Annotated in this window: 13 protein-coding genes; 9 read left to right on the top strand and 4 right to left on the bottom strand. The window is 48.4% G+C overall.

Annotated elements, in window-relative coordinates; all coding sequences use genetic code 11:
• Positions 1-65: 65 nt before the first annotated feature.
• Complete coding sequence (locus AACU94_RS17640; protein ID WP_130259585.1) at positions 66-302, bottom strand: DUF1435 domain-containing protein; 237 nt, start codon at positions 300-302, stop codon at positions 66-68.
• 140 nt (positions 303-442) lie between these two features.
• Here AACU94_RS17640 and fhuF point away from each other — a divergent pair, with 140 nt between their 5' ends.
• The gene (gene fhuF, locus AACU94_RS17645; RefSeq protein ID WP_135489911.1) at positions 443-1,231 is read left to right on the top strand and encodes a siderophore-iron reductase FhuF; all 789 of its coding nucleotides are present in this window, start codon (positions 443-445) and stop codon (positions 1,229-1,231) included.
• 37 nt (positions 1,232-1,268) lie between these two features.
• On the opposite strand, the gene bglJ is transcribed toward fhuF, so the two are convergent.
• Both bglJ and AACU94_RS17655 read right to left on the bottom strand, forming a co-directional pair.
• Positions 1,269-1,946, bottom strand: a complete 678-nt coding sequence (bglJ, locus tag AACU94_RS17650) for a DNA-binding transcriptional activator BglJ (RefSeq protein ID WP_130204762.1) — start codon at positions 1,944-1,946, stop codon at positions 1,269-1,271.
• Positions 1,904-2,629 (bottom strand): helix-turn-helix domain-containing protein, encoded by a 726-nt coding sequence (locus AACU94_RS17655; protein WP_130216547.1) that lies wholly within the window; start codon positions 2,627-2,629, stop codon positions 1,904-1,906. Before AACU94_RS17655 ends, bglJ begins: the two co-directional genes overlap by 43 nt.
• Before the next feature lie 628 nt (positions 2,630-3,257).
• On the opposite strand from AACU94_RS17655, the gene AACU94_RS17660 reads away from it, so the two are divergent.
• The 6 genes from AACU94_RS17660 (at position 3,258) to opgB (ending at position 8,967) form a co-directional block, all read left to right on the top strand.
• Positions 3,258-4,028, top strand: coding sequence for a threonine/serine exporter family protein (locus AACU94_RS17660; RefSeq protein ID WP_130216549.1), 771 nt, complete (start codon positions 3,258-3,260; stop codon positions 4,026-4,028).
• Positions 4,019-4,492 (top strand): threonine/serine exporter, encoded by a 474-nt coding sequence (locus AACU94_RS17665; protein ID WP_130204757.1) that lies wholly within the window; start codon positions 4,019-4,021, stop codon positions 4,490-4,492. The genes AACU94_RS17660 and AACU94_RS17665 overlap by 10 nt, the downstream gene beginning before the upstream one ends.
• Before the next feature lie 106 nt (positions 4,493-4,598).
• On the top strand, positions 4,599-5,138 hold the full coding sequence (gene dnaT, locus AACU94_RS17670) for a primosomal protein DnaT (RefSeq protein ID WP_130216553.1): 540 nt from the start codon (positions 4,599-4,601) through the stop codon (positions 5,136-5,138).
• Positions 5,139-5,140: 2 nt separating this feature from the next.
• The gene (dnaC, locus tag AACU94_RS17675) at positions 5,141-5,878 is read left to right on the top strand and encodes a DNA replication protein DnaC (protein ID WP_130216555.1); all 738 of its coding nucleotides are present in this window, start codon (positions 5,141-5,143) and stop codon (positions 5,876-5,878) included.
• A gap of 48 nt (positions 5,879-5,926) precedes the next feature.
• Positions 5,927-6,421, top strand: a complete 495-nt coding sequence (gene yjjA / locus AACU94_RS17680) for a DUF2501 domain-containing protein YjjA (protein ID WP_130216557.1) — start codon at positions 5,927-5,929, stop codon at positions 6,419-6,421.
• A gap of 254 nt (positions 6,422-6,675) precedes the next feature.
• Positions 6,676-8,967 carry a phosphatidylglycerol--membrane-oligosaccharide glycerophosphotransferase gene (gene opgB / locus AACU94_RS17685; RefSeq protein ID WP_135489913.1) on the top strand — a complete coding sequence of 764 codons (2,292 nt, stop codon included), beginning with the start codon at positions 6,676-6,678 and terminating at the stop codon, positions 8,965-8,967.
• A gap of 127 nt (positions 8,968-9,094) precedes the next feature.
• On the opposite strand, the gene lgoD is transcribed toward opgB, so the two are convergent.
• Positions 9,095-10,117, bottom strand: a complete 1,023-nt coding sequence (gene lgoD, locus AACU94_RS17690) for an L-galactonate oxidoreductase (RefSeq protein ID WP_135489915.1) — start codon at positions 10,115-10,117, stop codon at positions 9,095-9,097.
• Between the two features lie 137 nt (positions 10,118-10,254).
• On the opposite strand from lgoD, the gene AACU94_RS17695 reads away from it, so the two are divergent.
• Together AACU94_RS17695 and AACU94_RS17700 are read left to right on the top strand one after the other, a co-directional pair.
• Positions 10,255-11,169 carry a GntR family transcriptional regulator gene (locus AACU94_RS17695; protein ID WP_135489917.1) on the top strand — a complete coding sequence of 305 codons (915 nt, stop codon included), beginning with the start codon at positions 10,255-10,257 and terminating at the stop codon, positions 11,167-11,169.
• A gap of 214 nt (positions 11,170-11,383) precedes the next feature.
• A complete protein-coding gene (locus AACU94_RS17700; protein WP_135489919.1) occupies positions 11,384-12,745 on the top strand; it encodes an MFS transporter in 1,362 nt (453 codons plus the stop codon).
• The last annotated feature ends 26 nt before the right edge of the window (positions 12,746-12,771 follow it).

Raw genomic sequence — 12,771 nt, forward strand, 5'->3', positions numbered from 1 at the left:
CTTCGGACGTGGGGGTTCAAGTCCCCCCCCTCGCACCAATTATCTTTACTTCCTTCCCTGTTTTATCATCCTTGATTCCCGTTCATTATCATCAGCATGACGCCTGAAATAAGCGCCAGGCACGATGGTAGCAAAACGTAATGCCGTAATTGTTTGTGATACAGCATCACCGGCGTCAATACTAATCCCATCAGAATCACAATCCGCCACTGATCCGGCGATAAATCCGCATACATCAGCCCTGCAATCAGCAATCCTGGCAGCAACACTCCCCAGCCACTGCCCAGCATACGTTGCAACATGGTTTGATCTCTTTCATTGATAATGATAACCAATATCATATGATGATTTTTATCATTTTCAAGCCAGAGAAATCCCTTGCTATCGGGTAAACCTATCGCTAGGATTAGCAATCATTATCATTTAGATTACTATCACGATTATGGCCTATCGTTCCGCACCGCTCTATGAAGATGTTATCTGGCGAACGCATCTCAAGCCGCAAGATCCCACGCTTGCACAAGCGGTTCGCGCGACGATCGCCGAACATCGTCAACATTTGCTGGAGTTTATCCGTCTGGATGAACCCGCCCCGCTTAGTGCCATGACGCTGGCGCAATGGTCCTCTCCCAATGCGCTAAGTTCTCTACTGGCGGTCTATTCCGATCATATCTACCGCAATCAACCAATGATGATCCGCGAGAACAAACCGCTGATCTCACTGTGGGCGCAATGGTATATCGGCCTGATGGTGCCGCCATTAATGCTGGCGCTGCTGACGCAGGATAAAGCGTTAGATGTGTCGGCGGAACATTTCTACGTTGAGTTTCACGAAACCGGTCGTGCTGCCTGTTTCTGGGTCGATGTGTGTGAAGATAAAAACGCAACATCACATTCGCCACAGCAGCGAATGGAAACGTTAATCAGCCAGGCGCTGGTTCCGGTTGTGCAGGCATTAGAAGCGACAGGTGAAATTAACGGCAAACTTATCTGGAGTAATACCGGTTATTTGATTAACTGGTATCTGACCGAGATGAAGCAGTTGCTTGGCGAGGCGTTAGTTGAATCGCTCCGCCATGCCCTGTTCTTTGAGAAAACGCTCTCCAGCGGCGAAGATAATCCATTATGGCGCACAGTCGTGCTGCGCGACGGCCTGCTGGTGCGCCGCACCTGTTGCCAGCGTTATCGCTTACCGGATGTGCAACAGTGTGGGGATTGCGCGCTGAAATAAGCACACTGCCGGGAGGATAAACCCGGCATTAAGTAGATTAATATGGATGCAACACATTACTTGTTTCTGAAATCCGCATACATAACAGAATATCTGCCGCCTCAAGCAATCCGGCATCAGAACTGACACCCAGTTTCGACATCACATTAAATTTATGCGCGCGGATCGTTTTTATATTCCGTTTAAGCTGTTCAGCAATTTGCGTCATTGAGTAGCCACGCGACATAAACCGTAATATTTCCCTCTCCGTCGGGCTTAGCGTCCGGCTTTGATTAATATACCACTGGTTGTTCAGTCGATCGGTCGCCTGACGTACGCCATTTAATGACAGAAACAGCTCCTGGTGAAAAACATCCAGCGTTGATGCTTTACTTAACACACCATCCAAAGGAGAAGGCGATAATGAGCCAATCAACCGCGCTTCAATATCATCATCCGCAATAACCAAACGCCGGGTACGTGGAAATTTGATTGCCAGCTCAGTCAGACAAGATAATCCCTCCCTGCGCTCAGTTCTCATGGCAGAAAAAGAAAAAATGACCGCCGCAAATGAAACCCGCGACATAGCATCCTGAAAAGCCTCCTGGCTGGTATACGTATAGAGTTTATAAGGATTACCCGCAAACTTTCTGAATAAACTCTCAATACCGATACTGCTCATGACGCACTTTTCTATGAGTGCGACATTTCTCTTCTTAATTCGGTTGTGTTCCATTCCGCGGCATCTCCATAAACAGAAGGCAAGTTAAGTTCCCTTGCCCCCTGTGCGCTATTAATCCATGCATACATCTCAGCGTTACTGTGAATTGCCAGCCGGCGCATCGCACTGTTTTTTTGTGCGCTGATGGTTTTATTGCTTTTCTTAAGCAATGAAGCTATTTGGTTGATGCCCCATCCTTTACCTAACAGCCGCAGTACCTTGCGTTCAGAAAGGGTAAGAATCACGGTGCGATAACCAAATTCCTGAATTTCCGGCATTGCAGGCGAAGTCAGCATGGCGCTGATGCGATCTGCATGGACATTGCCGGAACGAACGGTCTTGACCAGATTCTCAATGGGCTCGATATCGGACAGTAACGTCGCAGTTGGACACATAAGCAGTTCCACCGCCTGAGAGTACCAGGCTCGCGAAACCATGAAAACCCAATGAATTTCCCGGTATTGTGAGATCAATGAATAGTAATGTTCACAAACAGAACGCGGGTCTTCTGTTTGTCCGGCTAAATCGGCAATAACTAACCCAGCCCGACGTAATTGTAATATGGTCAGCTCCTCCGCAGAGGTGCTACTCGTTATATCGTATTCAGGGAGATGGGTCCTCATGACCTCTTTTAACCCTGCCTGCATAACGGGTATTTTACTGATAACAATTCCATTTTTGCAGCATCCTGGCAACATATATCCTCCACATCCACTGTCTATAAATTATGATGGTTTATTCAGAATATTCATCCTTTAAATAATTCCAATAAATTAATAGATTCAGCAAATAATTTATCCTTAGCATTCACTTCATATCAGTTTACCCCAGCCACACAAAAAATCCTTTGTATGTTTCAGGAGACTAGCATCAAATAATAACCTGGAAAAATACCTCTGACACATTTAAAATATCTAAATTATGTTGTTAGAAATACTTAATCAACATCCTCAAAATCAATCAGTTTAAGATATCATTTAAAATAACGAATAAAAGTTAAATGAAACGCCTTTAGCCAGAATATCAAGAAAAAAACTAATAAAAACTGAAGTGTATTTCTTACCTGAAACCGAAAAAAATGATTTCACCGGCCATTACTCAAACGCGTAAAAACAAAACAATAAATTCATTTTAATGATAATATTCATGGAATTATTTATTCCACTCAAAACTTGCACCGTTTCCCTTCCGCGAACTCATCACCGCAACCAGGATTAATCAGCGCAATTTTGATCTTAACCAACGTCAAAACAGCCATGCTTCGTGATACAAAAGGGTTCTCATTTTTTGAAAAATACGCAACGCGTCTATGACAAAGGGCGAGTTATGCAAACAGAGCAACAGCGAGCCGTTACACGGCTATGTATCCAGTGCGGATTATTTCTTTTACAGCACGGGGCGGAGAGCGCGCTGGTTGACGAGCTTTCTTCACGACTGGGTCGGGCGTTAGGGATGGACTGCGTTGAAAGCTCCATCTCTTCCAATGCTATCGTACTGACCACCATTAAAGATGGTCAATGTCTGACATCTACGCGCAAAAACCACGATCGCGGCATTAATATGCATATGGTTACTGAGGTACAACACATTGTGATTCTGGCGGAACATAAGCTGCTGGATTACAAAGGTGTTGAGAAACGTTTTAGCCAAATACATCCCCTGCGCTATCCGCGTTGGCTGGTCGCTTTGATGGTGGGACTCTCTTGCGCCTGTTTCTGTAAACTGAATAACGGTGGTTGGGATGGGGCGTTGATTACATTCTTCGCCAGTATGATCGCCATGTATATCCGCCAGCTACTGGCACAACGCCACCTCCATCCACAAATAAACTTTTGCATCACTGCCTTCGCCGCCACCACAATTTCTGGCCTCCTTCTACAACTTCCGACATTCAGTCATACGCCTACTGTGGCAATGGCGGCCAGTGTTCTTTTACTGGTGCCAGGTTTTCCGTTGATAAATGCTGTAGCCGATATGTTTAAAGGTCATATAAATACCGGGCTGGCACGCTGGGCGATTGCCAGCCTGCTGACACTGGCAACCTGCGTTGGCGTAGTGATGGCACTCACAATTTGGGGGCTACGCGGATGGGTGTAATCGAATTTCTATTAGCATTAGCGCAGGATATGATTCTCGCGGCAATCCCAGCGGTCGGCTTTGCGATGGTGTTCAACGTGCCAATCCGGGCATTACGCTGGTGTGCGCTGCTTGGCGCGATGGGTCATGGTTCACGAATGATTTTAATGACTACCGGACTCAATATTGAGTGGTCGACGTTTATGGCTTCGCTACTGGTCGGCACCATTGGTATTCAGTGGTCGCGCTGGTATCTGGCGCACCCGAAAGTCTTTACCGTGGCGGCTGTCATTCCGATGTTCCCGGGCATCCCGGCGTATACTGCAATGATTTCAGCGGTAAAAATCAGTCAGTTAGGTTACAGCGAGCCGTTAATGATTACCCTGTTAACTAACTTTCTTACCGCTTCATCAATTGTTGGCGCGTTATCCATCGGTCTTTCCGTTCCTGGATTGTGGTTGTACCGCAAGCGCCCCCGCGTATAAAATTGCCTCGCTTAAAGCACATGGATGAGAGGCTGCCTGGCCTCATCCGTGTGTTACTATAAAAGTAATCTCCCTTCTCGTTCATCGTTCCATATTGAGAAACAGTATGTCCTCCAGAGTTTTGACCCCGGACGTCGTTGGTATTGACGCCCTGGTACACGATCACCAAACCGTTCTGGCAAAAGCAGAAGGCGGCATGGTTGCCGTATTTGCCAACAATGCCCCGGCGTTTTATGCCGTTACGCCCGCGCGTCTTGCTGAACTGCTGGCGTTGGAAGAAAAACTGACGCGTCCGGGAAGTGACGTGGCCCTGGACGATCAACTCTATCAGGAACCGCAAGCCGCCCCCGTTGCCGTACCCATGGGCAAATTCGCCATGTACCCAGACTGGCAACCCGATACCGACTTTATCCGTCAGGCGGCATTATGGGGCGTGGCGCTAAAAGAGTCGGTGACCGCTGAAGAACTGGCGTCATTTATTGCTTACTGGCAGGCGGAAGGCAAAGTCTTCCATCATGTGCAGTGGCAACAAAAACTGGCGCGCAGCCTGCAAATAGGTCGTGCCAGCAATGGCGGATTAACGAAACGAGATGTGAACACAGTCAGTGAACCTGACAGCCAAATTCCACCGGGATTCAGAGGGTAACGATGAAAAACGTTGGCGACCTGATGCAACGTCTGCAAAAAATGATGCCAGCCCATATCAAACCCGCTTTCAAAACGGGTGAAGAACTTCTGGCATGGCAGAAAGAACAAGGGGCGCTCCGCGCCGCCGCTCTTGAGCGCGAGAATCGGGCGATGAAAATGCAGCGAACCTTTAACCGCTCTGGCATTCGTCCACTGCATCAAAACTGCTCCTTTGAGAACTATCGTGTTGAGTGCGAAGGGCAGATGAATGCGTTGAGCAAAGCGCGCCAGTATGTCGAAGAGTTCGACGGCAACATCGCCAGCTTTATCTTTTCTGGCAAGCCTGGAACTGGCAAAAACCATCTGGCGGCGGCAATCTGCAACGAACTGCTGCTACGCGGTAAGTCCGTATTGATCATCACCGTGGCCGATATTATGTCGGCGATGAAAGATACCTTCAGAAATAGCGGTACCAGCGAAGAACAACTGCTTAACGATCTGAGCAACGTTGATCTGCTGGTGATCGATGAGATCGGCGTGCAGACCGAATCGAAATACGAAAAAGTGATCATCAACCAGATCGTCGATCGCCGCTCTTCTTCCAAACGCCCGACCGGGATGCTGACCAACAGCAATATGGAAGAGATGACCAAGTTACTGGGCGAACGCGTTATGGATCGTATGCGACTGGGTAACAGTCTGTGGGTTATTTTTAACTGGGAAAGCTATCGTAGCCGGGTAACGGGTAAAGAGTATTAATCCTCCTTTCCGGCGCTATACTGCGACACAATTCCACCTTGAGTAATGATGATGAAAACTATTAAACACCTTCTGTGCTGTGCAATTGCCACCAGCGCATTAATTTCCACCGGGGTGCATGCCGCGTCCTGGAAAGATGCGCTTTCCAGCGCCGCCAGCGAGTTAAGCAACCAAAACAGCACCACACAGGAAGGCGGTTGGTCGCTCGCCTCATTAACTAATCTGCTTAGTAGTGGCAACCAGGCGTTAAGCGCAGACAACATGAACAATGCCGCAGGCATTTTGCAATACTGCGCGAAGCAAAAGCTGGCTTCAGTTACCGATGCGGAAAATATCAAAAATCAGGTCCTGGAGAAGCTGGGCCTGAACAGCGAAGAGCAGAAAGAAGATACCAACTATCTGGATGGCATTCAGGGTTTGCTAAAAACCAAAGATGGTCAGCAGCTTAACCTGGATAACATCGGTACGACGCCTCTGGCTGAAAAGGTAAAAACCAAAGCCTGCGATCTGGTGTTAAAGCAAGGTCTGAACTTTATTTCCTGATCAGCATAACGCCGCGTTTTAGCTATTAACAAGCTAACGCGGCCCTTCCCCGCTCTTTTCCCTGTTTCTGGACGTCTTTCCCTCTGTTACACGGGCAACTTTCTTGCGCAAAAAAGTCTGTTTATAAACTAATTCCTAACAACATCGCATTTTTTTGACACTAGAATTGCAGCTATATGGCAGCACCATTACATTGTGTTTCTCAAAAAATCTTAAACATCGGCTAACCGGCCTGTTTTAGTGAGGATCGCCCGTTGTCAGAACTATTCTCTTTCGCCCTATTTCTCGCCTCTGTGCTGATCTACGCATGGAAAGCGGGACGTAACACCTGGTGGTTTGCCGCCACGTTAACGGTACTGGGGTTATTTGTCGTTTTAAACATTACCCTGTTTGCCAGTGACTATTTTACTGGCGACGGCATTAACGACGCGGTGCTTTATACCTTAACTAACAGCCTGACCGGTGCTGGCGTCAGCAAGTATATCCTGCCGGGAGTTGGTATCGTGCTGGCACTGGCGGTAGTTTTCGGCGCGCTGGGCTGGATCCTACGCCGACGCCGTCATCATCCTCACCATTTTGGCTACAGCCTGCTGGCGCTCTTACTGGCGCTGGGTTCTGTGGACGCCAGCCCGGCGTTTCGCCAGATAACGGAGCTGGTAAAATCCCAGTCACGCGACGGCGATCCTGACTTTGCGGCTTATTATAAAGAACCGTCGAAAACCATCCCTGCCCCCAAACTTAACCTGGTTTATATCTATGGTGAGAGTCTGGAGCGGACCTATTTTGATAACGACGCTTTTCCTGACCTCACTCCCGAACTGGGCGCACTGAAAAATGAAGGGCTGGATTTCAGTCATACTCAACAACTGCCAGGAACGGATTACACTATCGCGGGCATGGTGGCGTCTCAGTGCGGGATTCCACTGTTTGCCCCGTTTGAAGGTAACGCCTCTGCCTCGGTTTCCAGCTTCTTCCCGCAGAACATCTGTCTTGGCGATATCCTGAAAAACTCCGGTTATCAGAACTATTTTGTGCAAGGGGCTAACCTGCGTTTTGCGGGTAAAGATGTGTTCCTGAAATCACACGGTTTCGACCATTTGTATGGTGCAGAAGAGCTGAAAAGTGTGGTGGCGGATCCGCATTATCGCAACGACTGGGGATTCTACGACGATACCGTGCTGGATGAAGCGTGGAAAAAGTTTGAAGAGCTTTCCCGCTCTGGTCAGCGATTCTCACTGTTTACTCTGACGGTCGATACCCATCACCCGGATGGTTTTATCTCTCGCACCTGCAACCGCAAAAAATATGATTTTGACGGTAAGCCGAATCAGTCATTCAGCGCGGTAAGTTGCAGCCAGGAGAACATCGCGACGTTTATCAATAAAATCAAAGCGTCACCGTGGTTTAAAGATACCGTCATCGTCGTCTCATCTGACCATTTAGCGATGAACAACACGGCGTGGAAATACCTTAATAAACAGGATCGTAACAACCTGTTTTTCGTCATCCGTGGCGACAAGCCACAGCAAGAGACGCTGGCGGTGAAGCGCAACACCATGGATAACGGCGCTACAGTGCTGGATATTCTTGGTGGCGATAACTTTATCGGCCTTGGGCGTAGTAGCCTCTCTGGTCAATCCATGTCGGAAGTGTTCCTCAACATTAAAGAGAAAGTGCTGGCGTGGAAGCCCGATATCATTCGTCTGTGGAAATTCCCCACCGAGATGAAAGAGTTCACCATTGATCAGAATAAAAACATGATCGCCTTCTCGGGTACCCATTTCCGTCTGCCGCTACTGTTACGCGTGTCGGATAAACGTGTGGAACCACTGCCAGAAAGCGAATATTCTGCACCACTCCGTTTCCAGTTGGCCGATTTCGCTCCGCGCGACAATTTCGTCTGGGTTGATCGCTGCTACAAGATGGCGCAGCTATGGGCGCCAGAGTTGGCTCTCTCCACTGACTGGTGTGTTTCCCAGGGGCAGCTTGGTGGTCAGCAAATTGTTCAACATGTTGATAAAACGACGTGGAAGGGCAAAACCGCATTTAAAGATACCGTCATCGATATGGAACGCTACAAAGGCAATGTCGATACGCTGAAGATTGTCGATAACGATATTCGCTACAAAGCCGACAGTTTCATTTTTAACGTCGCGGGTGCACCGGAAGAAGTGAAACAGTTTAGCGGGATTTCCCGTCCGGAGTCGTGGGGCCGCTGGTCCAACGCGCAGCTGGGCGATGAAGTAAAAATCGAGTACAAGCATCCGCTGCCGAAGAAATTTGACCTGGTGATTACCGCCAAAGCATACGGCAATAACGCCAGCCGTCCTATTCCGGTACGCGTAGGCAATGAAGAACAAACCATCGTACTGGGCAATGAAGTGACCACCACCACGCTGCATTTCGATAACCCAACCGATGCCGACACACTGGTAATTGTTCCGCCAGAACCTGTCTCAACCAACGAAGGGAATATCCTCGGACACTCGCCGCGTAAGCTCGGCATTGGCATGGTGGAAATCAAAGTGGTGGCGCGTGAAGGGTAATCACTGACTGATTTGTAGGTCGCATAAAGTGCGACCTACACGCCTTCTCCGACCTACAAAACATTATTGAGAAACAGAAAAAACAGCGCCCAACATTTCCCCGGGCGCTGCATGGCAACTCGCATTATCAGAAAGTAATCACGCCCTTAATCAACTCACGATTGTTAATCACATCGCGTTCATAGATTTCTGCCAGCGTGGCGAATGGATAGCGATGGGTTAACATCATATCGGCAGTAATTTTCCCTTCCGCCATCAGCCGCCCGACTTTCGCGAAATCTTCCGGCGTGGCATTTCGGCTGCCCATCATCGTGGTTTCTTTTTTATGGAATTCCGGATCAGAAAACTGCAACTCGCCTTTAAACAGGCCAACAAATACTACCGTGCCTCCATGACGAATCAGATTAACGGCGTTATTCATCGCATGTTGATTACCAGTTGCGTCGATCACTTTCTGCGCCAGCGAACCACCAAACTGCGCTCGCAGCTGCGCGTCAAAATCCTCGGCTGACGGGTCCAGCACGGGTAACTCCAGACGCGTTGCCACATGCTCACGCCGCGCCGGACTGGTATCCGCCACCACCACCTGTGCGCCATCGGCTTTAGCGATTGCTGCCGCGCCCAGACCAATTGGTCCCGCCCCGACCACCAGCACCTGCTCACCTGGCGCAATTGCTGCGCGACGAACCGCATGAGCGCTAATAGCGAAAGGTTCAATCAATGCTGCCGCCTGCGGATCAATACCATCCGCAGGCAAAATGTTCGCCACCGGCACGCTCAAATACTCACTAAAACCGCCATCCTGATGCACGCCAATGACCGAAATTTTTTCACAGCAATTGGTGCGACCGCTTTTACACGCCGGGCATTCCTGACAAGAAATATACGGAATTACCGCAACTTGCTGTCCATTTATAAGATCAGCAATATTTTTTCCCAATCCAACAATCTCCCCACATATTTCATGGCCTAAAACGCGTGGATAACTAAAAAATGGTTGATTCCCCCTCCAGGCATGAATATCGGTACCACAAATTCCGACGACTTTAATTTTAATTAATGCTTCGTTGTCACCCGGAATAGGTATCTCGCGTTGTTTCCAGATTAATTCTTTCGGCTGCTGACAAATTAAAAATTTCATCGTAGACATGATTCTGTTCTCCATTCTTTGTTGCAATAGATATCAATGAAAATTAAAAATGACAGCAAAACAGAAAATCTATTTTGTGAAAACACACACATAAAAATGTTTTAAATATGGTTTTAATGGACTCACAAGGAGAAAATATGAGTCGTTCGCAAAATTTACGCCACAATGTGATTAACCAGGTCATTGATGATATGGCGCGTGGTCATGTCCCTTCACCACTTCCATCGCAAAGCGCGCTGGCGGAAATGTACAACATCAGTCGCACCACAGTGCGGCATATTCTCAGCCACTTACGCGAATGCGGCGTCCTGACACAGGTCGGAAATGACCATGTTATTACGCGCAAACCTGACTACGATGACGGTTTCGCCTGCACTATCGCTTCAATGAGTGAGCAAAACAAAATGTTTGAACAGGCTTTTTTCACTATGATAAACCAGCGCCAGTTACGCCCTGGGGAAACTTTTTCTGAACTGCAACTGGCGCGAGCCGCGGGTGTCAGCCCGGTGGTAGTGAGGGAATACCTTTTAAAATTCGGTCGGTATAATCTTATTCAAAGCGAAAAACGCGGTCAGTGGTGCATGAAGCAATTCGATCAACCCTACGCCGAGCAGCTGTTTGAACTGCGTGAAATGCTCGAAACACATTCACTTGAGCACTTTCTTGACCTGCCTGATCATGATCCCCACTGGCTGCAGGCGAAAAGCATGCTCGAACGTCATCGCCTACTACGAGACAACATCGGCAATAGCTTTCGTATGTTTTCCCAACTGGACAGAGATTTTCACTCCTTACTGCTTTCAGCTGCCGATAATATCTTTTTTGATCAATCGATTGAGATAATCTCAATCATCTTTCATTTTCACTATCAATGGGACGAAAGCGATCTTAAACAGCGTAATATCATTGCCGTCGATGAGCACATGACCATTCTCAGCGCCTTGATTTGCCGCAGTGACCTGGATGCCACCCTTGCGCTCCGTAACCATTTGAATTCAGCTAAACAATCAATGATTCGCTCCATTAATGAGAACAAACGTCATGCTCATTAAGTACGGATTAAAAACAGCAAACTATTAGCGAGTGCACGGTTTTATTAAAAGATAAATACCGGAAAATTTCCACTTACCTATGCTCACAATCAGTCGACTAAAAATGTTTTGTGAGCGGCAGTAAAGTCCTAAAACTTTAACCTGCCATTAATATCAACCTTGCGTAATGCATAATTACGCAAACCAATTAAAATTATAAATACAGGAGTCCGGCGTGGAAAAAGAAAATATCAACCTCGATCCGCATTCTTCGTTTACTGCATCTTCGTTGGCAGATATTCCCGTGCCACCAGATGGATTAGTTCAACGCAGCGCCAGAATTAAACGCATTCAAACCACCGCCATGTTATTATTATTTTTTGCGGCGGTAATCAATTATCTCGACCGCAGTTCGCTGTCGGTAGCAAATTTAACGATTCGTGAAGAACTGGGGTTAAGTGCCACCGAGATCGGCGCTTTGCTCTCCGTGTTTTCACTCGCTTACGGGATTGCGCAACTCCCTTGCGGCCCACTATTGGATCGCAAAAGCCCGCGACTAATGCTGGGCCTTGGGATGTTCTTCTGGTCACTGTTCCAGGCAATGTCTGGCATGGTGCACAGCTTTACGCAGTTCGTGTTGGTTCGTATCGGTATGGGGATTGGTGAAGCGCCGATGAACCCATGCGGTGTAAAAGTCATTAACGACTGGTTCAACATCAAAGAGCGCGGACGCCCGATGGGCTTCTTCAACGCAGCGTCTACCATTGGCGTAGCCGTAAGCCCACCGATTCTGGCGGCGATGATGCTGGTGATGGGTTGGCGCGGGATGTTTATTACCATTGGTGTGTTGGGTATTTTTCTCGCCATCGGCTGGTATATGCTCTATCGCAACCGCGAGCACGTAGAACTGACTGCCGTTGAACAAGCTTATCTCAATGCTGGTAGCGTCAATGCCCGCCGAGATCCGCTCAGTTCTGCCGAATGGCGCAGCCTGTTCCGTAACCGCACAATGTGGGGAATGATGCTCGGATTCAGTGGCATCAACTACACTGCGTGGCTGTATCTGGCCTGGCTTCCCGGTTACCTGCAAACAGCCTATAACCTGGATTTAAAAAGCACAGGGTTGATGGCGGCTATCCCTTTCCTGTTTGGGGCTGCCGGGATGCTGGTCAACGGTTACGTTACCGACTGGCTGGTCAAAGGGGGAATGGCTCCGATTAAGAGCCGGAAGATCTGCATTATTGCCGGGATGTTCTGTTCTGCCGCCTTTACGCTGGTAGTACCGCAAGCGACAACATCCATGACGGCGGTTCTGCTGATTGGCATGGCACTGTTCTGTATTCACTTTGCCGGAACATCCTGCTGGGGATTGATCCACGTCGCAGTCGCTTCTCGCATGACTGCGTCGGTGGGCAGTATCCAGAACTTTGCCAGCTTCATCTGCGCCTCTTTCGCGCCGATTATTACCGGTTTTATTGTTGATACCACACACTCATTCCATCTGGCACTCATCATCTGCGGTTGCGTCACCGCGGCTGGTGCGCTGGCGTACATCTTCCTGGTTCGTCAGCCGATCAACGACCCACGTAAAGATTAATCTCCCTATGCCCGATAGCATTTTGC

The organism is Escherichia sp. E4702 (assembly GCF_963883545.1).
Taxonomy (GTDB): Bacteria; Pseudomonadota; Gammaproteobacteria; order Enterobacterales; family Enterobacteriaceae; genus Escherichia.